At 38.5% G+C, this 22,922-nt stretch carries 26 protein-coding genes, 2 pseudogenes and 2 riboswitches; of the genes and pseudogenes, 11 read left to right on the forward strand and 17 right to left on the reverse strand.

Translation table 11 applies throughout. The features are described 5' to 3' along the window. Nucleotides 1–56: 56 nt before the first annotated feature. Nucleotides 57–539 (reverse strand): DinB family protein, encoded by a 483-nt coding sequence (locus MPH60_RS15520; RefSeq protein WP_241590508.1) that lies wholly within the window; start codon nucleotides 537–539, stop codon nucleotides 57–59. Nucleotides 540–745: 206 nt separating this feature from the next. On the opposite strand from MPH60_RS15520, the gene MPH60_RS15525 reads away from it, so the two are divergent. Continuing rightward, nucleotides 746–2,563, forward strand: a complete 1,818-nt coding sequence (locus tag MPH60_RS15525; RefSeq protein ID WP_241590509.1) for an ABC transporter ATP-binding protein — start codon at nucleotides 746–748, stop codon at nucleotides 2,561–2,563. 42 nt (nucleotides 2,564–2,605) lie between these two features. On the opposite strand, the gene MPH60_RS15530 is transcribed toward MPH60_RS15525, so the two are convergent. Then, on the reverse strand, nucleotides 2,606–3,307 hold the full coding sequence (locus MPH60_RS15530; RefSeq protein WP_241590510.1) for a GDSL-type esterase/lipase family protein: 702 nt from the start codon (nucleotides 3,305–3,307) through the stop codon (nucleotides 2,606–2,608). A 217-nt stretch (nucleotides 3,308–3,524) separates the two neighbouring features. Between MPH60_RS15530 and MPH60_RS15535 the strand changes: the two genes are divergently transcribed. Continuing rightward, a complete protein-coding gene (locus MPH60_RS15535) occupies nucleotides 3,525–4,031 on the forward strand; it encodes a GNAT family N-acetyltransferase (RefSeq protein ID WP_241590511.1) in 507 nt (168 codons plus the stop codon). 68 nt (nucleotides 4,032–4,099) lie between these two features. Here MPH60_RS15535 and MPH60_RS15540 read toward each other — a convergent pair whose 3' ends face one another. Both MPH60_RS15540 and MPH60_RS15545 read right to left on the reverse strand, forming a co-directional pair. Continuing rightward, nucleotides 4,100–4,294 (reverse strand): aspartyl-phosphate phosphatase Spo0E family protein, encoded by a 195-nt coding sequence (locus tag MPH60_RS15540; protein WP_241590512.1) that lies wholly within the window; start codon nucleotides 4,292–4,294, stop codon nucleotides 4,100–4,102. Nucleotides 4,295–4,547: 253 nt separating this feature from the next. Next, on the reverse strand, nucleotides 4,548–4,736 hold the full coding sequence (locus tag MPH60_RS15545) for a Fur-regulated basic protein FbpA (RefSeq protein ID WP_034314291.1): 189 nt from the start codon (nucleotides 4,734–4,736) through the stop codon (nucleotides 4,548–4,550). Between the two features lie 175 nt (nucleotides 4,737–4,911). Then, nucleotides 4,912–5,016, reverse strand: a riboswitch (SAM riboswitch). A gap of 157 nt (nucleotides 5,017–5,173) precedes the next feature. Continuing rightward, nucleotides 5,174–5,279, forward strand: a riboswitch (TPP riboswitch). Between the two features lie 89 nt (nucleotides 5,280–5,368). Here MPH60_RS15545 and tenA point away from each other — a divergent pair. From tenA to thiE, 5 genes are read left to right on the forward strand one after another with little or no spacing between them, the layout of a single operon-like run. Then, nucleotides 5,369–6,058: a thiaminase II gene (gene tenA, locus MPH60_RS15550; protein ID WP_241590513.1), complete on the forward strand. Its 690-nt coding sequence runs from the start codon at nucleotides 5,369–5,371 to the stop codon at nucleotides 6,056–6,058. Nucleotides 6,059–6,070: 12 nt separating this feature from the next. Further along, a complete protein-coding gene (gene thiW / locus MPH60_RS15555; RefSeq protein WP_241590578.1) occupies nucleotides 6,071–6,592 on the forward strand; it encodes an energy coupling factor transporter S component ThiW in 522 nt (173 codons plus the stop codon). Next, nucleotides 6,561–7,367, forward strand: a complete 807-nt coding sequence (gene thiD, locus MPH60_RS15560; RefSeq protein ID WP_241590514.1) for a bifunctional hydroxymethylpyrimidine kinase/phosphomethylpyrimidine kinase — start codon at nucleotides 6,561–6,563, stop codon at nucleotides 7,365–7,367. Before thiW ends, thiD begins: the two co-directional genes overlap by 32 nt. Then, nucleotides 7,364–8,179: a hydroxyethylthiazole kinase gene (gene thiM, locus MPH60_RS15565; RefSeq protein WP_241590515.1), complete on the forward strand. Its 816-nt coding sequence runs from the start codon at nucleotides 7,364–7,366 to the stop codon at nucleotides 8,177–8,179. Before thiD ends, thiM begins: the two co-directional genes overlap by 4 nt. Next, nucleotides 8,160–8,792: a thiamine phosphate synthase gene (thiE, locus tag MPH60_RS15570; RefSeq protein ID WP_241590516.1), complete on the forward strand. Its 633-nt coding sequence runs from the start codon at nucleotides 8,160–8,162 to the stop codon at nucleotides 8,790–8,792. The genes thiM and thiE overlap by 20 nt, the downstream gene beginning before the upstream one ends. 39 nt (nucleotides 8,793–8,831) lie before the next feature. Here the strand turns inward: thiE and MPH60_RS15575 are convergent, their stop codons facing one another. Then, complete coding sequence (locus tag MPH60_RS15575; protein WP_241590517.1) at nucleotides 8,832–10,037, reverse strand: MFS transporter; 1,206 nt, start codon at nucleotides 10,035–10,037, stop codon at nucleotides 8,832–8,834. Between the two features lie 260 nt (nucleotides 10,038–10,297). Here MPH60_RS15575 and MPH60_RS15580 point away from each other — a divergent pair, with 260 nt between their 5' ends. Then, complete coding sequence (locus tag MPH60_RS15580; RefSeq protein ID WP_241590518.1) at nucleotides 10,298–11,785, forward strand: aldehyde dehydrogenase family protein; 1,488 nt, start codon at nucleotides 10,298–10,300, stop codon at nucleotides 11,783–11,785. A 293-nt stretch (nucleotides 11,786–12,078) separates the two neighbouring features. Next, a complete protein-coding gene (locus tag MPH60_RS15585) occupies nucleotides 12,079–13,311 on the forward strand; it encodes an aminopeptidase (RefSeq protein ID WP_241590519.1) in 1,233 nt (410 codons plus the stop codon). Nucleotides 13,312–13,782: 471 nt separating this feature from the next. On the opposite strand, the gene MPH60_RS15590 is transcribed toward MPH60_RS15585, so the two are convergent. From MPH60_RS15590 to MPH60_RS15630, 9 genes and pseudogenes are all read right to left on the reverse strand, one after another. After that, on the reverse strand, nucleotides 13,783–14,034 hold the full coding sequence (locus MPH60_RS15590; protein WP_241590520.1) for a hypothetical protein: 252 nt from the start codon (nucleotides 14,032–14,034) through the stop codon (nucleotides 13,783–13,785). A gap of 1,207 nt (nucleotides 14,035–15,241) precedes the next feature. Beyond that, nucleotides 15,242–15,484: pseudogene (locus tag MPH60_RS15595) on the reverse strand (tyrosine-type recombinase/integrase); the annotation flags it as partial. Between the two features lie 334 nt (nucleotides 15,485–15,818). Next, nucleotides 15,819–16,388: a hypothetical protein gene (locus tag MPH60_RS15600; protein ID WP_241590521.1), complete on the reverse strand. Its 570-nt coding sequence runs from the start codon at nucleotides 16,386–16,388 to the stop codon at nucleotides 15,819–15,821. Between the two features lie 22 nt (nucleotides 16,389–16,410). Then, nucleotides 16,411–16,752, reverse strand: coding sequence for a hypothetical protein (locus MPH60_RS15605; RefSeq protein ID WP_148357100.1), 342 nt, complete (start codon nucleotides 16,750–16,752; stop codon nucleotides 16,411–16,413). Then, a complete protein-coding gene (locus MPH60_RS15610) occupies nucleotides 16,736–17,059 on the reverse strand; it encodes a DUF4176 domain-containing protein (RefSeq protein WP_241590522.1) in 324 nt (107 codons plus the stop codon). Before MPH60_RS15610 ends, MPH60_RS15605 begins: the two co-directional genes overlap by 17 nt. A gap of 31 nt (nucleotides 17,060–17,090) precedes the next feature. Continuing rightward, nucleotides 17,091–18,536, reverse strand: a complete 1,446-nt coding sequence (locus MPH60_RS15615; protein WP_241590523.1) for an LXG domain-containing protein — start codon at nucleotides 18,534–18,536, stop codon at nucleotides 17,091–17,093. Beyond that, nucleotides 18,533–18,829, reverse strand: coding sequence for a DUF5344 family protein (locus MPH60_RS15620; protein ID WP_241590524.1), 297 nt, complete (start codon nucleotides 18,827–18,829; stop codon nucleotides 18,533–18,535). Before MPH60_RS15620 ends, MPH60_RS15615 begins: the two co-directional genes overlap by 4 nt. A gap of 196 nt (nucleotides 18,830–19,025) precedes the next feature. Then, on the reverse strand, nucleotides 19,026–19,388 hold the full coding sequence (locus tag MPH60_RS15625) for a YwqH-like family protein (protein WP_241590525.1): 363 nt from the start codon (nucleotides 19,386–19,388) through the stop codon (nucleotides 19,026–19,028). A gap of 514 nt (nucleotides 19,389–19,902) precedes the next feature. Continuing rightward, complete coding sequence (locus tag MPH60_RS15630) at nucleotides 19,903–20,214, reverse strand: hypothetical protein (protein WP_241590526.1); 312 nt, start codon at nucleotides 20,212–20,214, stop codon at nucleotides 19,903–19,905. Nucleotides 20,215–20,385: 171 nt separating this feature from the next. Here MPH60_RS15630 and MPH60_RS15635 point away from each other — a divergent pair, with 171 nt between their 5' ends. Next, nucleotides 20,386–20,553 (forward strand): hypothetical protein, encoded by a 168-nt coding sequence (locus tag MPH60_RS15635; RefSeq protein WP_164855016.1) that lies wholly within the window; start codon nucleotides 20,386–20,388, stop codon nucleotides 20,551–20,553. Nucleotides 20,554–20,678: 125 nt separating this feature from the next. Here MPH60_RS15635 and cspC read toward each other — a convergent pair whose 3' ends face one another. Continuing rightward, on the reverse strand, nucleotides 20,679–20,879 hold the full coding sequence (cspC, locus tag MPH60_RS15640) for a cold shock protein CspC (protein WP_034314312.1): 201 nt from the start codon (nucleotides 20,877–20,879) through the stop codon (nucleotides 20,679–20,681). Nucleotides 20,880–21,168: 289 nt separating this feature from the next. Here cspC and MPH60_RS15645 point away from each other — a divergent pair, with 289 nt between their 5' ends. Then, complete coding sequence (locus MPH60_RS15645; protein ID WP_241590527.1) at nucleotides 21,169–21,429, forward strand: hypothetical protein; 261 nt, start codon at nucleotides 21,169–21,171, stop codon at nucleotides 21,427–21,429. A 25-nt stretch (nucleotides 21,430–21,454) separates the two neighbouring features. On the opposite strand, the pseudogene MPH60_RS15650 reads toward MPH60_RS15645, so the two are convergent. After that, nucleotides 21,455–21,913 (reverse strand): annotated as a pseudogene (locus MPH60_RS15650) (YdcF family protein). A 188-nt stretch (nucleotides 21,914–22,101) separates the two neighbouring features. After that, nucleotides 22,102–22,887, reverse strand: a complete 786-nt coding sequence (locus MPH60_RS15655; protein ID WP_241590528.1) for a serine hydrolase — start codon at nucleotides 22,885–22,887, stop codon at nucleotides 22,102–22,104. Nucleotides 22,888–22,922 lie beyond the last annotated feature (35 nt).

The following is a 22,922-nucleotide window of genomic DNA, read 5'->3' on the forward strand; positions in this document are numbered from 1 at the left end:
TACGAATAACTGTCTGAAAGTGAAAAACTCAACCAAAGACGGATGAGTTTCTTCTATTATAACTTTGCTTTCAATTCTTCAATTTGCAATAAATGCCGTTTTTCATGTAGTCCCACAAACGGGATCCATTGCTTCAAGCTTAAATCTTTAAATAAAGGATGTGGTAAAGACTTTTGTTCGAGATCAATTTCCTCTGCATGGTCAACGACCTGTATAAAAGCTTTTCGGGAATTGGACAACTTTTCCTTAACCTCACTCAAAGTTTGGTATGATTCTGACGGAGTGACAAATGGCGGGGCCTGGACCTTCACTTCACGATTTAAGGTAAGCTCGATCGGTTTATCCGCAGCAGGAACGCCATCGTCGCTTTTCAATTTATCGGATATGCTCTTTGTTATGGCCCTCTCCATTAAATATAAATGATCCAATACCTGGATGATGCTCCATCGTCCTGTTTCAGGGTGGGCGTTCAGCTGTTCATCCGATAGTCCATTGACCGCATTTAAAAGCTCTTCTCTGATTTTTTCATTTTCATCCATTTTTAGCATCTCCTCTAATAAGCATCGCTAATCTCCTTTAATTATTCCATGTCCTATAGGAAAGTGTAAAATAATAATGCTTTTTGACAGAAACGAACCGATTAAAAGTTGTCTATTTTTTGAAAAGCTCTATGATAGTCATTAAGGTAAATTTCAAATGACTTTCTCAAAAAGCATCATGGATAGTCTAAATAGGAGTGATCGCTATGAGTGGAGGACATATTCCATTCAGCCACAAAGGCCGCAGTGCCATGCATGCAACACCCTCAAAAGGAAGCATCTGGTTGATGCTCAAACAAATGTTCAATCGGGTACCATCCAAATGGAAGTTTTGTGCTTTGATAGTATGTATCATGCTCCTCATTTCATTGCTTGAGTTCTCCATTCCCCAGTTGACGCAGATTACGATTGATAAAGTCATTCCCGAAAAAAGGTATGATTTGTTACTCTGGATTGGCACAGGAATTCTTTGTGCTAGCATCTTATTGGCTTTACTGAACTACTTTAACAGCTATATCGTTTCCAATGTCGGTCAAAAGGCTATTATGGATATACGGAATAGCATGTATGACCACATTCAAACACTGGATATGAAATTTTTTGACAAAAATCGTACTGGTGACTTAATGTCCCGGTTGACCAATGATGTCAACTTACTGCAGCAGCTCATCTCTTCGAGCATGCTCCAAGTCTTGACAGACACGGTGACTTTCATTGCGGTGGCGGTATATATGCTTTTCATTAACTGGAAGCTGACCATTGTCCTTCTTTTTACATTCCCTTTCATGTTCTATATCACAAGGGTGTTCGGGAAACGCATCAGGATGTCATTTAGGTCTGTGCAAAGTTCCGCAGGAGATGTCAGCAATCAGTTACAGGATTCCATTTCAGGAATGCGGCTCATTCAATCTTTTACAAATGAAGAATTCGAATCAAGGCGGTTTGCCGAGCGTAATCAGGAAAATATGGCTGCAAACGTTAAGTCCGTTCGGCTACGTTCCATGTTCGGTCCGATTATTGATTTATTGAATAATATCGGTCTTGTAGCAGTTATTGTGTTCGGTGCTTGGCAAGTGATGGAAGGTGAATTCACAATAGGATTAATCGTGGCCTTCCTCGCCTATTTGAGGTTGCTGCAGAGTCCCGTTCGCAATTTTAGCCGTGTCATCAGCATTGTCCAGCAATCAGCCGCCGCCTTTGAGCGGATAACTGAAGTATTGGAAACACAACCTGAAATATGTGACAAGGGAAATGCCATTGAACTCCCTTCCATAAAAAAGCAAATTGAATTTCAGTGTGTTGATTTTTCTTATGATGAGAGTGTTCCTGTGCTCAGCAATTTAAACCTGACCATGAAAGCTGGTCAAGTAACCGCACTGGTCGGCTCCTCTGGTGCAGGAAAATCGACCATCACGAGCCTTTTGATTCGATTTTATGATCCGCAAGTTGGAACAATTAAAATGGATGGCCATGATATCAAAAATGTATCACTGAAATCATTAAGGGGACAAATGGGTGTTGTCTCCCAGGATATCATTTTATTCAACGGTTCCATCCGTGATAACATTGTGTATGGCAAACTTGATGCTACAGATGAGGAAATCATCGAATCCGCCAAAGCGGCAAATGCGCATGACTTTATCAGTGCCTTTCCTGATGGGTATGATTCTCAAATTGGAGAGCGCGGAGTCAAGCTTTCAGGCGGACAAAAACAACGCATTGCCATTGCCAGGGCACTTTTGAAAAACCCGCAAATCATCATTCTCGATGAAGCAACGGCTGCCTTGGATACAGAATCCGAACATTTGATACAGGAAGCTTTGTCACGTTTATTGATAAACCGGACTTCAATCGTCATTGCACATCGTTTATCGACCATTCATGATGCCGATCAAATAATCGTTCTGGAAAAAGGGCAGGTTCATGAAAAAGGAACACATGAACAGTTATTGCAAAACAACGGCAGATACAAGCAGCTCCATGACTTGCAGTTCCCTCAACTAAAAGCCATTTTAAATTCCTAGCAAGCAAAAATGCACAGAATGCCTTTCTGTGCATTTTTGCTTTCATTTGAAATCATAACTTTCCAAAACCCGATTCGCAATGAGCTGGTACCCTTTTTCATTCGGATGTAACTTATCACTGAAATACTCTGTTTTCTTTTTACCTTCAAAAAGATCATTCGTAGGAATGAATAACATCCTATTGTCTTTATCCGCTATTCCCTTTATTGACTGGTTATAATCGCGAATGTGCTTTTCAAGTTTATGATTTCCTTTATTTGGATTATATAGTCCTACTATCAGAATATCCGCTTTATCGTTTGCCTTTATCAGTGTTGACGTAATCTTTTGCAGATGGCTGATATACTCCCGTTTACCCTCATTGATTTTTCGATCACTGATTTTCTCCAAGTCCCCGCCGTTACTATTGATCAAGTCATTCGTTCCGATATAAACGATGAAAGTATCGGCTTCATCAAGTTTCGTTTTAATGCGGTAATCATCAAGCTGTTTCATCACCCCATCCGTTTCCTGGCCTTTTATACCGTAATTCCAAAAACTCACCTTTTGTTCAGATTCTGGGTTATTCAATTCATCCTCCAGGCCTTCTATATATCCTTCCCCGTCCTTATCCCCTTTTCCATAGGTTAACGAATCTCCAAAAGCCATCACCCTTTGCACATCTTCCGACTCCGAGGCCTGAAATTCATATGCAGCAAAACATATAACCAGTACTATAATCAAAAAAACTGCCAACTTTTTCATTTGGTTCTCCTCTGTCTTTTTACTAGTAGTATTTAATCCTTTACATACCCCAAAAATCTGCAGACGTAACATAAAAAAGAATTGTCAGATAAAGAGTAAAGAGTGTATGATAATAAAAACTTTCAATGGATTGGGTGTCATTCACCGTCCCTTAAACAAAAAACGGGATTACCCTTCATTCTGGAGATTGAATAAATGATAGTTAGGAGTTTAAATCATGGAAGAGCACATAGAGTTTAGAGAGGCAGAACTATCTGATCTACCCAAAATTGTTGAAATATATAATTCGACAATTGCTTCAAGAATGGTCACGGCGGATACGGAGCCTGTATCCGTCCAATCGAGGGTTAAATGGTTTGAGGAACATCATTCAGAAAGTAGACCGCTATATATCATTGCTATAGAAGGGAAAACTGCTGGCTGGATGAGCTTTCAATCCTTCTATGGCCGACCGGCGTATAACTCCACTGCCGAAATCAGCATTTATATGGATGATTATTTCCGGGGAAAAGGAATCGGACAAATTTCGATTCAAAAGGCAATTGAATTGAGTCCAAAATTAGGTATTAAGACTTTATTGGGTTTCATTTTCGCCCACAATATACCGAGCCTTAAGCTTTTTTCCAAATTCGGGTTTGAAGAATGGGCGCATTTACCTCAAGTTGCCGAGCTGGATGGCATTGAGCGCGATTTGGTCATTCTTGGTAAACGTGTCGATATTTAAGATAATTCTTTAGAGCTATTGCCTTGAGCAGTAGCTTTTTCAAATTAATACAGTTCAAATTGGCTAATTTAAAAATACCTATATGCTTTTTGGAGAGAAAAATATTCTGACTCTCTTTTACTTGCTAACGCATTTAAAAGCGAATCCAATTCTTGACTGGCTTGAACAGTTAGCAGACTTGTTAAGCCGTAACTTGCTGCCAATTTGATCATTTCCTGTCTCTTTTCTTCTACTTTTTCTATCGTTACCTTACGGCAAGGCATTATATGTCACCTCCCATTTATTCAATTTTTTTACACTTTCATCATAATGAAACTACTAGTTAAAATCAACTATTTTTCAGAAATAAAATGTGTTATTTTATAGGTTAAATGTGACAAAACACCTACTTCATTCTTTAATTATGTATATTTTATGTCATTTCCTATTAAACGCAAAAAAGCACCCACTGGTGTCGACTGTGAATGCTTACATCATATCCCTTATCCTAGAACCCAAAATATAGTCCATCGCTTACTATGTCATCCATTCAGAAGGTGACTCGTTATTAGGTCTATTTATAACAATCTTATATTCATCTTCAAGCACTTTTAATGGGGCATCATAAAGGTGCCTTTCATCAGAAGTTTTGTATACTCCATTGGCCAATAGCTCTTCAATGAGCTTTGCCTTCCTCTGTTCAATCCTCTTAAATAGTTCTGCCATGTAAATGGCTCCTTTCCTAGTCATCCTAGAGCCTGCTTCTAGTTAGCTAACTTTATCAACATATTTGATTTTCACCAAATTATATATACCTTTTCTATTATGTCACTAAACGTTATTTCCCAAAAATAAAAGCCCCTTCTAATTCAAGAAGAGGCTGACAGTGTCCGTACGGCTCTTCTTATCTTCCAAGCATATGCTTGTTGGATTTAGCACAGTTCCCAAAACGGTTCCGCTGCCGAGGTTTCTTAGGGCCAAGTCCCTCCACCTCTCTGGATAAGAATTCGATATATAATTGTTGTAGAAATGATTCTATCCTAATAATCATCAAAAGTCAATTACCTGGTTCTCCCTTTTTTCCTTGACATTGTTTATCCCTCTTTTAAATACGGGTTGCAATTTCTTGTCTTTCTGATATGATGTCAGTAATTACATACAATTCACACCACTAGGGGAGTCTTTTTTTTAGACTGAGATGGAATTAATTCCGGACCCTTTGAACCTGAACCGGCTCATACCGGCGGAGGGAAGTGGATGATATCGTCCATTTACAGACTATATCCATCTACCCCGTTCCGTATTCAGGAACGGGGTTTTTCATTATCAAGGAGAACCATTCTAAAGGAGGATGAACAATGGAGAAGATTAAAACAGAAACATTCAGTGATAGACTTCACGCACGGGCAAAAGAGATTTGGAAAAGGAACCATTCACATCCCTTTGTTCAGGCAATTGGAAACGGCACGCTTCCTGAAAAGAAATTTGCCTATTACCTGAAGCAGGACTATATCTATCTCATGGATTATTCCAAGCTCTTTGCTTTAGGTGTCATCAAAGCTCATAACATCGAAACCATGGCAAAGTTTGCGAGTATTTTAAATGAAACCCTTCAAGTGGAAATGGATATCCATCGGCATTATGCTTCCGAATTCGGAATCAGTTCCAAAGAATTGGAAGATACAGAACCTACTCCCACCACTCTAGCCTATACAGGTTACATGCTAAATGCAGCACAGCATGGGACTTTGGCAGACTTGATCGCCTGTCTCCTGCCCTGCGCTTGGGATTATTATGAAATCGGTTTGCTATTAAAAGAACAAAATGGAGCAGCATTGGAAAACAATCGCTACGCAGATTGGATAAGGTCCTATTCATCGCCTGAATTCGGGGAAGCACACAAGTGGCTGATCGCATTGTTGGAAGAATTGACGGAGGGCATGCCAGAAAAGGAACTTCTTAGATTAGAAAAGCACTTTTTGGTTACTTCCCGATATGAATATTTATTCTGGGATATGGTTCAAAATGAGCAGGATTGGCCGCTGTAGGTCGCAGGCATGATGAATCCTATCAAGAAACTGACGTTGACTGCCATGATCACGGCTATAACGACGCTGACCAGTTCATTTATTTTCATCCCTGCAGGATTTGCAAAGATCTTTCCTATTCAGCATCTGGCAAATGTCCTCACGGCCGTTCTATTGGGGCCTGCTTATGCTGTGACACAAGCTTTCTTAGTTTCCATCATTAGAAACATGTCTGGTACCGGTTCAATATTCGCCTTTCCCGGCAGCATGATCGGTGCACTTTTGGCTGCCATCCTTTATCGAAAAACACAAAGCTTAAAATTCGCTTGTTTAGGTGAAGTGATCGGGACCGGCATTCTCGGTTCCCTGGCCTGTTATCCACTTGCCATCCTCCTATTGGGAGAAAAAGCTGCTCTTTTTGGTTTTTTACCGGCTTTTATGCTCAGTTCATTCGCAGGTTCGATTTTAGCTTTCATATTACTTAAAATACTTCTAAAAAATAATTATATGAAGGGGTTTTTTTATGAAAACAGCATTAACCATCGCCGGCTCTGATTCTGGGGGCGGTGCTGGAATACAAGCGGATTTAAAAACATTTTCTGCACATGGGGTCTTTGGAATGTCTGCCATCACAGCCGTAACCGCACAAAATACAATGGAAGTCCGTTCTGTACAGCCAATAGAAACAGCTATCATATCGGACCAAATTGCAGCTATATTTGAAGATATTCCTGTCGATGCAGTAAAAATAGGCATGCTCGGATCAAAAGAAATCGTGGAAACAGTCGCAGCGTCCCTTAAAACCTACATGCCTGCCATCGTTATCCTTGACCCTGTCATGATTTCCAAAAGCGGCCACCATTTGCTCGACGAAAAGGCTGTCTCCGCCTTAAAAATGGATTTGCTTCCGCTTGCAACACTTGTAACACCAAATGTACCGGAAGCGGAAGTACTTACTGGCTTGTCGATTCGGACGAAACAAGATTTCTATAGAGCATGCAATTCAATACAAGAAATGGGTCCCAAAGCCGTTTTACTTAAAGGCGGCCATGCAGCGGGAAATCCAAATGATCTTTTTTATGATGGGACTGACTTCCACTGGATCAAGGGAGAGCGCATTCATACAAAAAACACTCATGGTACGGGCTGTACCTTATCATCCGCCATTACATCAAACCTGGCAAATGGACTGCCATTGCAAGAGTCGATCGAACAGGCCAAGACTTATATTTCTGAAGCGATACGCAATAGTTTTTCAATCGGTAAAGGTCATGGACCTGTCCATCATTTTCATTCATATTCAAAAAAAGAACGGAGTGACTTAATATGAAGGTTTCCGCAGCCGATTTATTCGTGAAGGTAAGAGAAAGAAAACCACTCGTTCATCAAATCACCAACTTTGTTACGGTCAACGACTGCGCAAATGCCACCCTTGCCATCGGTGGTTCACCAGTGATGACATCGAGCCCAAGAGAAGTGGCGGATATGGTCAAATTGGCGGATGCATTGGTCCTGAATTTCGGTACGATCGATGATAAAGCCTTGGAAGCAATGGAGATTGCCGGTTCGACTGCAAATGACCTGGATATCCCGGTCATTTTGGACCCGGTGGGAGTTGGTGCCACCGCCTATCGTACAGAGCAAGTGAAAGAGCTTCTAAGGAAGGTCACTTTCCAAATCATTCGTGGAAATGCAAGTGAGATTCTTTCATTGATGGGTGGGGATACCGTTACTCGCGGGGTGGATTCGGAGGAGCTTGCGGTCAGCAATGCAGAGCTGGCCGCTCAAGCGGCAAAAAAATTTAATTGCATCGTCGTGGTCAGCGGAGCGAAGGATGCGGTCAGCGATGGAACACATACGTCCATCATCGATAACGGGAACCTGCTTTTAACTAATGTTACAGGTACCGGCTGCATGTCCACAGCTCTTATCGGCACTTTTTCCGGAGTCACCGATGATTTCTATTCTGCGGCGATTGCCGGTATCTCAACCATGAGCATTTCAGGGGAACTAGCTGCCAAAAACCTTCAAAAGGATGAAGGAACAGGAACGTTTCATGTGCGATTAATCGATGCAATATCAAGAATGGATAAGGAAATCTGGATGCATGAGGTGAAAATAAATGAAGAAGTCCCAAATTGATTTAAGCCTGTATTTAGTTACAGAAGAGTCCCTGGCAATAGAAGAATTGACCAAAATCATTGCAGAATCGGTTTCAGGAGGAGTCTCGATCGTACAGCTTAGAGAGAAAAACAATTCCTCCCTCTCCTTTTATAATAAAGCTTCTGCATTAAAACAGTTATTGAACGAGCTGTCCATTCCCCTTATCATCAATGACCGGGTTGATATAGCCCTTGCTGTTGCAGCGGATGGAATTCATATTGGGCAAGATGACCTTCCACTGCCTGTCGTCAAAAAAATGGTTCCCGAAGATATGATTGTCGGTGTATCTGTCTCCACTCTTGAAGAGGCTCTAGAAGCCGAACGAAATGGAGCAGATTATATCGGAGTCGGTTCCGTTTTCCCTACAAAGACCAAACAAGATGCAACCTTAATGGCCATTGGGGATCTGGAAGAGATTTGCCGCAGCGTATCCATTCCCGCCGTAGCCATCGGGGGTATCACGGCCGATAACATTTCCGAGCTTTCTGCTAGCGGGCTGTCTGGTACCGCAGTCGTATCGGCCATCATGAATGCAGAAAGTCCAAAGAATGCCTCCGAATCCCTTTTAAAAATCATAAAAAACTTTAAATAACAAAAGGATGGGGACTGAATACAGTCCCCATCCTTTTGTTTATGTCAAAACGGTATTCTTTGTTTCCTTCCCAAAAGCTACGGCAACTGCCCCCACTAAAATAGCAATTGTAAAAATGGTGAAAATCGATGAAATCGGGGTGCCGGCAGCAACTAAATAGCCTACAAGCAACGGTCCCAGGACACCGCCGATCCTGCCGATTCCTGCGGCTAAACCAGCACCTGTACCACGAACTGCTGTTGGATACTGCTCAGGAGTATACGCATAAAGTGCACCCCATGCCCCTAGGTTGAAGAAAGATAGGAACATTCCGGAAACTATCAGCAGTGCCAGCCCCTCTGCCGATCCAAAGAAAAAGGCACTGACGGCCGTTCCAATTAAGTATGTGATCAAAACGAATTTACGGCCCAACTTCTCTATCAGCCATGCAGCTGAAAAATAGCCCGGAAGCTGTGCAAGCGTCATGATCAATACATATTCAAAGCTTTGAATCATGCTGAACCCTTTTAGGACCATCACACTTGGAAGCCATAAAAACATCCCATAATAAGAAAAGACGACGCAAAACCATAAAACCCACAACACAAGAGTCTGACGGGAGTATTCCTTTTTCCAGACACTTTTCATATTGCTTAATACAGATGGTCTCTGCTTTTTTTCAAGTTCCGTATACTTCGGTGAATCCGGCAGTTTCAAGCGCAGATACAGCGCATATAAAGCGGGTACAGCGCTCAATAACAAAGCAACCCGCCAACCATAAGCCGGTATGATGAAATAGGATATGAGTGCTGCCAAAATCCAGCCAACCGCCCAAAAGCTTTCAAGAAGGACGACGACCCTTCCCCTTTTACTCGCTTCAACACTTTCAGAGACCAATGTCGAGGCAACCGGAAGTTCTCCTCCAAGTCCCATTCCAATCAAAAATCGCAAGATCAAGAACAAGCTGAGTGTACTGACTGCTGCAGACAGGCCACTTGCGATTGAAAACAATAATAGTGTAATGATAAAAACATTCTTCCGTCCGACCCTGTCGGCCATCGCACCAAAGAATACAGCTCCAACAGCCATTCCTATGGAGTTTATGCTCCCAATCCAGCCAACCTGCTCACTGGTTAAGTTCCAGTCCTGTCTTAAAGCAACTATAATGAAAGAAAGCATACCGACATCAAGTGCATCGAACATCCATCCAAGACCCGCAACACCAAGTAACTTACGCTGCGATATCATTTTCGCATCATTTCCCATATATTCCTCCTGAAGAACTTTAGACCTTCTTGTTATTTTATCCTTATTCATTTTAACTATTAACTTTCATTTTCGCTATAGTAAATACACATGTCATGACAAAAAATATTTTATTGATGAAGAAATCTTGGATATTCTGTCGAATGTTATAGATTGAATATTCCCTTTTTTTCATTTATCATAAAAATTGGCAATCATAGCGTTAACAATAAGTCATCATGTTTAGCCCAAGATAATCATTTTATTCAGGAGGGTAATTAATGACAAATCTAACGTTAGAAGTAAGTGGAAAGCTGCAAAAATTTTTAACAGGACCAAAAAAGCTCTATATTAATGGTCAGTTTGTAGAAAGTGCTTCAAAAAAAACCTTCTCCACTCCCAATCCTGCCACAGGACAAAAGCTTGCCGATGTTTATGAAGCGGATAAAGAAGATATCGACTTAGCCGTCAAAGCTGCACGCAAAGCATTCGATGAAGGTCCTTGGTCAAGAATGAGCGCAGCTGCACGCAGTAGACTTATGTATAAACTAGCCGATTTAATGGAAGAAAATAAAACTGAACTTGCTCAATTGGAAACGTTGGATAATGGGAAACCAATCAGTGAAACGACCAATGCCGACATTCCTTTAGCAATAGAACATATGAGATATTTTGCTGGCTGGTCCACCAAGATTGTTGGACAGACCATCCCGGTAAGCGGAAATTACTTTAACTACACAAAACACGAGGCTGTTGGTGTTGTTGGCCAAATCATCCCATGGAACTTTCCGCTTCTTATGGCGATGTGGAAACTGGGAGCGGCACTTGCTACAGGTTGTACGGTCATATTAAAGCCTGCTGAGCAAACACCGCTTTCCGCTCTTTACCTGGCTGAATTATTAGCTGAAGCCGGTTTCCCTGATGGGGTCGTCAATATCGTTCCCGGTTTTGGTGAAACTGCCGGACAAGCACTTGTCGATCATCCGCAAGTAAATAAAATTGCATTTACCGGTTCGACCGAAGTTGGAAAATTGATCATGCGCTCCGCTTCATACTCCTTGAAACGGGTCACATTGGAACTTGGAGGGAAATCGCCAAACATCATCCTGCCTGATGCTGATTTCTCAAAAGCCATCCCTGGAGCTTTGAATGGGGTCATGTTTAACCAAGGTCAGGTATGCTGTGCCGGTTCAAGGGTTTATATTCAAAAGAAACATTATGATAATGTGGTTGCCGATATGGCCAGCCATGCAAAAAACATCAAACAAGGGATAGGTCTGGATCCAAGTACACAAATTGGACCGCTTGTTTCCGAGGAGCAGCAAAATCGGGTAATGGGTTATATTGAAAAAGGGAAAAACGAGGGTGCGGAAGTACTTGTCGGCGGAAATAAACCGGGTGAACAAGGCTACTTTGTTTCTCCTACTATATTCGCTGGTGTTGAAGAGGATATGACGATTGCCAAAGAAGAGATTTTCGGACCGGTCATAGCGGCAATGCCATTCGATGATTTAGATGATGTCATTAACCGTGCAAATGCCAGTGAATATGGATTGGCTGCCGGCTTATGGACAAGCGATATAGCCAATGCCCATTATGTTGCAGGAAAACTTCGTGCCGGTACAGTATGGGTGAATTGTTATAACGCGTTCGACGCAGCTTCCCCTTTCGGCGGCTACAAACAATCCGGAATCGGACGTGAAATGGGATCTTATGCACTGGACAACTATTCTGAAGTGAAAAGCGTTTGGATTAATTTGGGCAAGTGATTTTTTGACTATAAGAAAGAGGGTCTCAAAGAGGCCCTCTTTCTTTCAGTCCATTGATTCACTATACAGAATCATGAATTATTCAACTATTCCAACCTTTTCAATAGTCTTTCCTACTTTAGTTTTGGTAAAATGCAAGATAGACAAAATAGCTGCTGGAGCCTGAGCGAACTTATGTTGCAAATGAACTCCTTCGTATACTATTAATTTTCACATCCGTGTAAAAAGTTTCTTTTTTATATCACAATAAGTACAATTATAAATGTAGAAAATGGAAAAGGAGTTTTAAAATGATGAGTGATTTTCAAACGAATTTAGAAAAATATGCAGAACTTGCCGTAAAAGTCGGCGTTAACATCCAGCAAGACCAAACCTTGGTCGTAAACACAACATTAGAGGGCGCTGAACTTGTGCGTCTCATTGTAAAAAAGGCATATGAGAACGGTGCGCGCAATGTCATCGTTAATTGGAATGACGATATCGTTTCACGTACCAAATATGAACTGGCTCCGGACGAGGTGTTCCACGAGTATCCAAAATGGCGTGCAGAAGAAACGATCGAACTTGCAGAAAACGGTGCTGCCTATCTATCCGTCATCTCCTCCAGCCCGGACTTATTAAAAGGTGTAAAGCCTGAAAGGATTGCCAATTTCCAAAAAGCATCCGGAACTGCACTGAAGAAGTGGCGTCAGTATATGCAATCCGATAAAGTGAGTTGGTCCATAGTTGCCGTCCCTTCAAAGGCTTGGGCTGATAAAGTATTCCCTGAGGAAGCAGAAGGTAAACGAGTTGACCTCCTATGGGAAGCCATTTTCAAAGCAGTTCGTGTTGATGTGAAGGACCCTGTAGAGGCCTGGAAAAAACACGATGATACCCTGCATGAAAAGGTGGATTATTTAAATGATAAGCATTACCAAAAATTGCATTACACGGCTCCTGGAACCGACTTGACAATTGAGTTACCCGACAAACATCTTTGGGTCGGAGCAGGAAGCGTTAACGTACAGGGTCATGAATTCATGGCTAACATGCCAACCGAAGAAGTGTTTACAGTTCCATTGAAAACAGGCGTTAACGGTACGGTTTCCAGTACGAAACCACTTAGTTACGGCGGAAACATCATCAATAATTTTTCCGTGACCTTTAAGGAAGGACGGATCATTGAAGTAAAAGCTGAAGAAGGGGAAGAAATCCTAAAGCAATTGGTTGAAACGGATGAAGGTTCACACTATCTTGGTGAAGTCGCACTTGTTCCATTCAACTCACCGATTTCCCAATCGAATGTTTTATTCTTCAATACATTATTCGATGAAAATGCATCAAACCATCTCGCTATCGGCAGCTCCTATGCTTTCTGTATTGAAGGCGGAAAAAACATGAGTCCAGAAGAGCTTGCAGAAAATGGTCTGAATGAAAGCCTTACACATGTGGATTTCATGATTGGATCGGAGAAAATGAACATCGACGGCATCAAACAGGACGGCACTTCAGAACCTGTCTTCCGTAATGGGGACTGGGCGTTTTAATTAAAGTGTTGATATAGAAGGGTTGAAGGTCTAAAACCTTGAGTGTACCCAGAAATGGTCACTATTCATCAGCCACGTGTTTCTGCATACTTGGAAGCACGTGGCTATTTATATAACGTAATTTTGAACAGTTGTATAACCAACCCGCTTTGAAAATAAAAATATTCTACACTACCAAGTCTAGGGTTAATAGTTTTGATATGTACTGCCGCTACAAATCAACAAGTCTTGAATAAATTGATCAAATGGTAATTTAATCGGATCAACACTCGCTAGAAATTCATTAAGATAATGTTTCGCTTCCTACGTAATGCGGTTGGTTGATTTCCCCTCCAAATGCTCGCTTTCCGCGGAGCGGCCGGTGCTCCCGCAGGAGTCCGCACTTCCGCTCCAATCAACCTTACATAGTGCCTTGTGTATTTATAAAAAAGACAAAGTATTTATAAAAAATACTTTGCCCCCATTAATATCCTAGAATAAGCGGATGAACACGGCAACTCCGGTTCGCCCGAAGTCAAGGTTCAATACTTGTACAAATCTATTTCCAAGTAAACAACGTACAGCAGCTCTGTAGGAATCACCAGTCTCTAATTTGTCATCACAAGGAGCAGCACTTCCAATTGTTTCAGCTTGTACAATTGTACGCTGAGCTAAAGGTATTAACGTAGCTCTTTCCCAAAGAATCGTAACTACATCAATAGATCTAGAACCAGAACCAGACATATAATTCACCTCTTTTCATTGTTAATATATTTAATGCAATTTCAGACAGCATGGTTCATTCTTTTGTCACGCTACACACAAAAAAGGCAAATTGATTATCTAATTATTCAAGAAAAATTCTAGCAACTTATTCAAAAGGAAACGAGCGCCAATAGGGAAATCCAGGAACACTTTGAAATCCACCAAGTCGTCGAAGCCACTGCCCGGATTGTTGAGCAATACATCTGAAACCGAGCTGCGAATGAAACTTGGCAGTACATCTATCAAAGGAATCTTAACCGATTTCAGAGATAGCTTCCATTCAAGGAAATTAACAGGAAGTATCTATTGATGATAGAAACTGATACAATTCATTTTGATAAAGGTTTTCGCCAATTGAATTTCATAGCCCTGATGATTTAATGGAGATTGTGGAGCGGATTAGTAAGAAGGTTTAGGTTATTTGGGGTTGGGAATGAGAATGTGACGTTATCAAGACGTTTTCGACTAACTTAGTGACCACTTTTGAAACCCAAAAACATGCGTTATTAAAGGAGTTGTGACCAGTTAGTGACCAAAGGTGTGACCGCTCCTGTAACGAAATAAATAATACTAAAAAATCGGTCTGAAAGTTCGTGATTTAGGGTTTCCATTCATTTTAATACAAAAAGAAGTTCCAAAAATAAATGGAACTTCTTTTTTATATGAATGTTAAGGTCGTTTGAATAAGCCAATATTTTGATAGTAATCAGTTCGTATAACCTATTAAATAGCTTCCGTTTTTTTGTAGCCAGTTTGCCATATAATCTGGAAGTAATTATCAAGTGTAGCGAAAGCTTGATCCATTTTCTTTATACAATTGCTCTACCCCTTTCTGCTCTCCAATCCGCTCACCCTATGGAGGATTCTCACCAGATTATTTCTTTTCCAATTGCTTCTAATTATACAATGGCTTTGGATAAAGGAATACAAATAAGCCTCTCTCTAAGATTGGAAGTGGCTTATTCTAAGGGAACTTTATTAACTGTTTAGGCTTATTATAACTGCACTATCTCTGGTAACACAGTGGTCACATGTGATCACAAAAAAGTAGTTTTTCTTATCTTTTCCATTTTTATCCTTTTGATCTTCGGAACCTGTCTTCCGTAATGGGGATTGGGCGTTTTAATTAAAGTGTTGTTATAGAGGGGTTTTGAAGGTCTAAAACCTTGAATGGTCACAAAAATGGTCACATTTCTTTAATTTTAAACAAATTATCAAGTTCATCAGCCACGTGTTTCTGCATACTAGGAAGCACGTGGCTATACTTGTCTAGCGTAATCTGAATGGATGTATGTCCAACTCGCTCTGAAATGACCTTTACATTCACATTTTGTTTGATTAACATCGTAACATGTTTATGCCTTAAATCATGAAAACGAATTGTAGGTAACCCTAGCTTTATTGCTAAGTTTTCAACATCATCATTTAACCTAAAAACTCTGATCCTGAATTTTGTTAGGGAGATTGTACCGCCGAGTATTTCCTCTTTTTCATTATTTTTACCTTGCCTAATAGAATTTACTCAATATTAAAAGACCTTGTCAGCATTCTCTATGACAAGGTCTTTAAGAACCACATTTACTTATTATAGGTTCAATCTTATGTATTTAAATAGCAAAACAATCTCTATTTGAATTCTTTAATGAAATAGAGATTCAACAATCGACAAGTCTTGGCTTACTAATTCTATCTTTTAAAAAAGACTAGGGTTTAATGTTTCTAGGTAAATAATCATTTTTTACACAGCTTGAATCAAATTAAAGTTACTTAGCCGATTCTTGTTCATAATCGATATTGTACTCTTTGGCAAGATTCTTCATCTCTACATGGTACTCAGTTATCACTTTTTTATATTCTTGCCCTTTGGCATTTGATTGATTTATTAGTTCCGTATCCTTTTTTTCCAAGCCCTCTTTTTCAAGCACTAAAGCATCATAATATATACCTGTAGCTTCTTCAATTTTAGCTTTTAAAGGTTTTAATTCTTCAACTTCTACAACTAGTGTTTTTGCTTTATTTACTGCTTTTTGGTAGGTCGGTATAACCTTGTTTGCAAGTACCTCATATAATTCTTCATCATTATGATAATTATCACCCGATACAGTTGATAATACTTGATTTGCTTCTGTTTCATAACTTACTATTTCTTGTATATCCTTGTTTATAAAATTAACAATTTCTTGTTGTTTATCCTCAAATGATTGCTTGTTTCCATTTGATGTGGCTTCAGTTTTAGTCTTTTCTTTTTCGGATGGATTTTCCAATGAAGAGTTTTCACTACAACCTACAAGTAACAAAGAAATTGTAAATATGATTAATATGAATTTTTTCAAAAGTACCTGTCCTCTCTTAGTTCTAAGATTTTATTAAAGCTGGATCGTTTTTTATAAATGCGTCCCGACGTTTTAAGTATCCCTTCTTTTGGATCAATTTTATGATGCTCATCATTAAAAGTCCAACGAAGATTCCCGAAAGTGCATACCATTTCACAATAAAAAGCAAAACTATATATACAAAAAAGGCTATAAAAAATAAAGAATACACTAAGAACATCATTGCGTTAAAAACTTGCAATTGGTATATTCTATTAATTTCCTTTTTTGAGGTTGTTTCGTTCTTTTTTAATTGCGCTAAATACTGAAACTCTAATTTTACTATTTGGTATGGTTCTATGAACCAATTAATGATTTTTTTCATCTGAATGTTTCCTTAAATCTAGTGACTTTAGCTTTTCTTTCATTAGCTTTTCACCCTCAGATTCGAATCCCTTAAAAATCACTTGTTTTATTTGTCCATGATTAAAAAAAACGTTACTTTCATCAGAAATGTGGCCTTGAGGATAGGGGCAAGCTACATACTCCCATACACTATCTTTTTCAGCTTGTTGTTGCATTCTTCCATAAACCATTAATGGTTGTGGAAATATATCAAGCAAAACTATTGTCCCTATTGGTAACAATTCATTTCCTTTATCAATAATTAAAGAATTAACCTCTTTTGTCATTAATAAATAACTCCTTTCAAACTAATTATTTTTATTCTTTTTCAAAACTTAATCCAAGCTTAATTCCTATCAATAATCGAAGGTCAAGTACAATTTCTTTCCCAATCTTAGCCTCGCCACCTGCTCCGAATGCTGAAGCACCAGCTGTTCCCTTTATTGTATAGTCTGTAAAAGGAAGTGGAAAGATTCCTGAAACTTCACCTTCAGCTACTGCCGCTTTTGCCCCAAACCCGATAGAACTATTATCTATTCCAGCGTAAGCATTCGCTTTAAGAATTTCCCCTTTAGCTTCTACCCCGGTACTGCCTACGTAATCAATTTCCTTATCAAGCTGCGATTTCACTTTTGCATTATAAACGGCTCCACCAGCTTTTACAACAGGAAGAATACTTTTACCGCCTACACTGGCTTGAGCCTCCGCCATTCCAATATCTTGGTTAAAACTGCTATCAATTATGCTTGTGTCATGTTCTACGCTAACATGGATTCCCGTTAATGAGCTGCTTCCACCAATTTGATCACTACCGTTTTTCACACCTTCAAACCCAGACCAATCATTCTCTGTTTTACCTACCGAAGCTTCAAATGTAAAATTACCATTATTGGTCTTTTCTCCAACCATATAATTAGATTCCATTTTATTAGAATTATTTATCTTCTTATTAAGCTCAGTAGTCCCCTTATTTGGATAAAAGTTAAGGCCTAACCAACTATACTGGTATTGTCCATATGGATCTAAAATAAATATAGATTGTAAAGACTCATTATAAGGGGTGTTAGTATTTTCAAAAGATTGTAAGGGTGAAGTTTTTATACTTGAAATTAATAATGAATGAGACGAACTTGCTAAAAGTTGTAGAGGACTAAAATTCTCCAAACTTCCATGACTACTGCCTATTTTAGAATCTATTTCATTTACATAGTTGGCTAATAGTTGTAGATCACTCATTACTTCACTTAAAGATGAACTATTTTGTTGATCGAACTCTTCTAATTGATTAACTGTCTGAAGAACAGAACTTTTTGCTTTTAAGACTTGATTATTAAATTCTGTATCATCTAAAGAGTTTAATTCAACAATATCAGATACACTTGATATTACTCTATTAGCGTCCAATGTAACATCACTAGTAAAATTTTGAGATTGAATAATACTAGTAATTAGTTCACCTTGAAGAAATTCTTGATGAATAAACCCTTCTTCATTTGGTTCAAACGATTTTGTTGCTTCTTTGCATGCCAATAGTTTAGCTTTGTAGGATGTAAATACTTGTTTTAATTTTAACGTAAATGGCAGATGGCATGATTTATAGAAAAACTTAATAGATTCTGCGCCCTTTCCTTTAAAAGAATCATCAAGCTTTACCAACTCTTGTATGGACTTTTCGATGACCTCTATACCTTCAATTTTCTTTTCAATTGAATTAACAGTTTGATTAAGGGAAACAAGTAAACTTGAAACATCTAATACTTTCATTTTCTTACCTCTGCAATAGCATTAACCGACATAATGGTTTTCAAGAATTCATCGCTTTCTTTCATATACTCCACAGATTTTTGGACCATTAATTCATTATTAGTTAAAAGATTTTTATAGTCTTCCATTATTTTCTCTAATAGTGTGTTAATTCCATCGATTTCTTGTAATATGTCCAATCGGCTATTTTGCACTAAATTCTTAGGCAAATGCGGCTCAAAAGAATCAGACGCTGACTCCATCATCTTTAATACATTTTCGATATTGTTATATTCAATTTTTATTTCTGCCATTTTCACCACTACTTTACTATTGTTTTTAAAAAAGGAATTTACAGTTTTAACAGTAAATGTTTGCTACTCTTTAATTTATTCCTTATAGATTCAATCTCGAATATTAGCAAGGGTTATTGAACAATTGTAATGACATTCTAATGGAGTTTATATTCTCATCTAATTTAGTTAAAAAAATAAATTTTATTATCAAAATTTAGTTATATTTCTTTAGAGCTTTTTCCTCTGCTAATTGTAACTCTAATAAGGCAATAGATTGTTTAATTGAAGTAATTTCGCTTTCTAAATGTAGCATTTTACTACCTATTGTAGAAAAAATATTGATCAACTGAGACTCTATATCTTGGTAATAATGAAACATTCCTTCATTTCGTATGTATTCAAATTTTGTTGCAAGTGAACCTTGCCAAGTAAATGCCGAAAATTCAGGACTTTTAAGTGACATTCTATAACTCGAAAATTCCTGTTTGATACCTTGAAGTTGGGTATGGGATTTGTTTAGCCTTTGAAGTTGCTCTTCCTTCACCTTTAACAGCCCATAATAATAAAATAAAGACAAGATCTATCACCTCTTTATTATTTTCTTTTTACTTAAGTGTACTGTCTTTCTAACCCTTTAAAATTGACTAACCTATTATATTTATATAATACTCTAAATGTACTGATCAACTTAAAATATATATTGGAGGAAAGTCTACTGTTAAAAGAAAACATTTTAAGAAAACTATTGTAAAAATTCCCAATTCTTTTAACTATACCATAGATAAAAAATTGAAGAAAGATTAAACTTTTTTTTACCCCACTGAATTATATAAAATCTCTATCAATTTGTAGTTCCCTGAAATTTTCCTTATTAAAATTCTTATCTTGATATGGATGCCAATCTGGTATTCTTGTCTTATCTGTAGTATACCTTTATAGTTGTCATAGCTTCTGACCCTCCGCATTTAAAAATTACAAAGCGTTAAGAGTATATTAAACCTCATTTTAATGAAGCATAAAAATACGCCTAAAAAAATTGTTAGTTCTAATCAATCTCTCTATGTAAAAACCTGCCCAATTGCTCCTTTTATTCAGACGATTTCACACATATTTTCCCTTTTCTTAATCACCAACAGGCTTGAGCTTTTGTCCAGCAAACTGAATGACATGTCATCCCCCCCTTTATGAAGATTCCTCTTGTTTCGGACAGCCTCACCCATAAAGAGAATATGACTCATTCGCTTCGCCAATCCCTCAAAAGTCGCTAAAAACTCTTCCGGGTCATACAAAAAAGCCTTCGCTTTTCTACAGTAATTGATAAATGAAATATACTTCCGAAAACTGACTCCCCATAATCCAAACTGTGACATCCATTCCTTGTTCAAGCAAAAAAAAAAACGCAATCCGCCCTTCTCCTTCTGCAATCGCTAAAACATCACACTTTAACTTCCTCTTTATATCATTCAAAATAATGAAAGCCTGATGATTTTACACACCTCATATATCATTGGAATATCTTGAACACATCTTTCATTGCCAAATATGTTATACTATTATTAAAGAGGGTGGCTAAATTGAAAAGCAATAAGTATAATACTGGTGAAACAGTAACTATTCAGGATACTAATGAATCAGTAACCATTAATAAATGGGCATATGTAAAAAACATGAAGAGATATTCTTATACTGTTAAAGAACATCCGACTACTTTTTTCTTTGAAGAAGAATTAAAAAAAGCTTAATGACAAGTCACTAAAAACCTACTCAGTCAGAGTGGGATTTTTTTTTGCTTTCATTTTTTAGCACAATAAAAAACAGACTCCCATCGAGGAAGTCTGTTCATATAGGTTACGATTTAATTTTAAAATTAAGCTTTTTGAACGTTAGCAGCTTGAGCTCCACGTGCACCTTGCTCAACTTCGAAAGTTACTTTTTGACCTTCGTCTAAAGATTTGAAGCCTTCGCTTTGGATAGCTGAGAAATGTACGAATACATCGTCTCCGTTTTCGCGTTCGATAAATCCAAAACCTTTTTCTGCATTAAACCATTTAACTGTACCTTGTTCCATTGTTGTTGCCTCCTAGTGCATAACACACATTGTATTACTATTTTTAATCATTTGGAAAATAACGAGTATCCTCTTCCACAACCAAAAACAATTCTTTATTAGATTAACATGAATTGATGCAGATAGCAAATTATCCAGTGATATTTTAAGTTGGCTTCACATTCTTTTTGCCTTCTTATTTTCTTTATTTATCCAATTTAATGATTCACATAGTAATTAATGGGTATATCAGAGTAATAAGAAACCGTACGATTTTCACTTAAAGAATTATCAACAAGGAGGTCACTTAATGAAATATTACAAAGTTTCTAATAGCGGTTTTGACAGTAAGGTTATTGTAGCCTATAGCGGGTATGAGGCACTCGGATATTATTTAATGGAAATCGATGATCAACTTGGTTTTGTTGATGATATAGATGTGGAAGAAGTGGATGCTGATGAACGGGTCGAGATTTCTTATACTGGGTATCCCGTTTATAAAACACTTAAGGAGATTTATCAAGAGAAAGATTTTTGGGAAGTTCCTAATGTTGTCGTTGAAGTCGAATGAAAGCACCCCACATCTTTAAAATCATTCAAATTGACCTCCCAACCAACTCGGTCAAATAGTATTTGGTAATGGCCAGATATTCACGGGTGTATGATTTCAATAGTGACACTTTTGGTGTCTTTGCCGGCATTCCTTTCATGTCCAAGCCTTCTATTTTTGCTATTTCGACTGCCCGGTAGATATGAAAACAATATTTTCGTGGGTTGTTGTAGATTTGTCTTCCATCATGATGCGTGCTTCTTCAATTCCTTGGGCGATTAGCCCCTGTTGCATTGCTTTTGCTTCCGATATGTCTTCTCCCGGTCCTTTGCCGCCAGATACAATGGCCACTGTATGATTATTAGCCGATAAATATTCTGCAGCTTTATCAATCCTGTATTGTAAGGATAATGATGGCACCGAGCCTTTGACCCTTGCTCCAAGAATGATGAGATAATCGGCATATTTCCGGAATTTGCTGGTGAATGGTTTCTTGAATTTTCATGTGCAAAAAACCAAAATACCCCAGTACTGCAATGACACTAATTACACAAAATTTCTTTAAAGTTTTTCCCCGTTTCTTTTTCCTTTCTTATATAACATGCTTTCCCACTGACTCCCTCATAACTAAGATCGAAGAGCGGGAAATCATGAAGGACTTCCCGCTCTTCCAAAAATCTTGAATTCAACAGTTTATTCTGCAACCATATCATCATATATCAGTTTTCCAATTTTACTGATTACTTGACGGCTTTCTTCCTCTGATTTCATATCTTCGGTAAGAACTGCAGCATAAACAGTTTGTGTTTCTGACCGAATGATTGCGCAATCATGGGCAACACCCCGAATTCCGCCCGTTTTGCTTGCGACCTTGACCCCTCTGCCCATCAGTGATGGAAGTTTATCCCTTAATTGCTGGTTGTCAAATACACGCAAAATTCTTTCCTGGCTTTCTTTCGTTAAAAAGTTGCCTGTATGTATGGCTTTTAAGCAGGTAATCGTATCTTCCGCCGATATGGTATTGTCGCGCCCTTCTTTTAGTGCCTTAAAATCCTGCATTTTTCGTTCAAGGACAGTATTTTTCAAACCAAGTTCCTTGATGCATTGATTGATTTCCTCAAAGCCCAGCAGGTTCATCATCATATTCGTGGATGTATTGTCGGAAACGGTTATCATCAATGTCAATAAATCCTCTACGGTTAAAAATACCTTGTTCGATAAGACATGCAGGACCCCTGATCCCCCTGTCACTTCATTAGGCGGGATTGTCACTGGTTGGTTCAAATAGATTTTCTTTTGTTCACTTTGACGATAGCCTTCAATGATCATTGGTATTTTGATCAAACTCGCTGATTGAAAGGATTCATGCTCGTGATATCCAATCGTGTCCCCAAGTCCATTCTCAATTTTATATGCGATTCTCCCATTAAATGTTTCAACTAATGCCAAGATATCATGTTCTATAGTCTGTAAGGTCATCTATCCCCTGTTCCTCCCTTATATATCTTTAATCA

This window comes from Peribacillus sp. Aquil_B1, assembly GCF_022603275.1.
Lineage (GTDB): Bacteria > Bacillota > Bacilli > Bacillales > DSM-1321 > Peribacillus.

Bases quoted from the DNA above. Each gene is read 5' to 3' on its own strand.
- MPH60_RS15520 (WP_241590508.1), bottom strand. From the start codon at position 539: ATGGATGAAAATGAAAAAATCAGAGAAGAGCTTTTAAATGCGGTCAAT.
- MPH60_RS15525 (WP_241590509.1), top strand. From the start codon at position 746: ATGAGTGGAGGACATATTCCATTCAGCCACAAAGGCCGCAGTGCCATG.
- MPH60_RS15530 (WP_241590510.1), bottom strand. From the start codon at position 3,307: ATGAAAAAGTTGGCAGTTTTTTTGATTATAGTACTGGTTATATGTTTT.
- MPH60_RS15535 (WP_241590511.1), top strand. From the start codon at position 3,525: ATGGAAGAGCACATAGAGTTTAGAGAGGCAGAACTATCTGATCTACCC.
- MPH60_RS15540 (WP_241590512.1), bottom strand. From the start codon at position 4,294: ATGCCTTGCCGTAAGGTAACGATAGAAAAAGTAGAAGAAAAGAGACAG.
- MPH60_RS15545 (WP_034314291.1), bottom strand. From the start codon at position 4,736: ATGGCAGAACTATTTAAGAGGATTGAACAGAGGAAGGCAAAGCTCATT.
- tenA (WP_241590513.1), top strand. From the start codon at position 5,369: ATGGAGAAGATTAAAACAGAAACATTCAGTGATAGACTTCACGCACGG.
- thiW (WP_241590578.1), top strand. From the start codon at position 6,071: ATGAATCCTATCAAGAAACTGACGTTGACTGCCATGATCACGGCTATA.
- thiD (WP_241590514.1), top strand. From the start codon at position 6,561: ATGAAAACAGCATTAACCATCGCCGGCTCTGATTCTGGGGGCGGTGCT.
- thiM (WP_241590515.1), top strand. From the start codon at position 7,364: ATGAAGGTTTCCGCAGCCGATTTATTCGTGAAGGTAAGAGAAAGAAAA.
- thiE (WP_241590516.1), top strand. From the start codon at position 8,160: ATGAAGAAGTCCCAAATTGATTTAAGCCTGTATTTAGTTACAGAAGAG.
- MPH60_RS15575 (WP_241590517.1), bottom strand. From the start codon at position 10,037: ATGGGAAATGATGCGAAAATGATATCGCAGCGTAAGTTACTTGGTGTT.
- MPH60_RS15580 (WP_241590518.1), top strand. From the start codon at position 10,298: ATGACAAATCTAACGTTAGAAGTAAGTGGAAAGCTGCAAAAATTTTTA.
- MPH60_RS15585 (WP_241590519.1), top strand. From the start codon at position 12,079: ATGAGTGATTTTCAAACGAATTTAGAAAAATATGCAGAACTTGCCGTA.
- MPH60_RS15590 (WP_241590520.1), bottom strand. From the start codon at position 14,034: ATGTCTGGTTCTGGTTCTAGATCTATTGATGTAGTTACGATTCTTTGG.
- MPH60_RS15605 (WP_148357100.1), bottom strand. From the start codon at position 16,752: ATGAAAAAAATCATTAATTGGTTCATAGAACCATACCAAATAGTAAAA.
- MPH60_RS15610 (WP_241590522.1), bottom strand. From the start codon at position 17,059: ATGACAAAAGAGGTTAATTCTTTAATTATTGATAAAGGAAATGAATTG.
- MPH60_RS15615 (WP_241590523.1), bottom strand. From the start codon at position 18,536: ATGAAAGTATTAGATGTTTCAAGTTTACTTGTTTCCCTTAATCAAACT.
- MPH60_RS15620 (WP_241590524.1), bottom strand. From the start codon at position 18,829: ATGGCAGAAATAAAAATTGAATATAACAATATCGAAAATGTATTAAAG.
- cspC (WP_034314312.1), bottom strand. From the start codon at position 20,879: ATGGAACAAGGTACAGTTAAATGGTTTAATGCAGAAAAAGGTTTTGGA.
- MPH60_RS15645 (WP_241590527.1), top strand. From the start codon at position 21,169: ATGAAATATTACAAAGTTTCTAATAGCGGTTTTGACAGTAAGGTTATT.
- MPH60_RS15655 (WP_241590528.1), bottom strand. From the start codon at position 22,887: ATGACCTTACAGACTATAGAACATGATATCTTGGCATTAGTTGAAACA.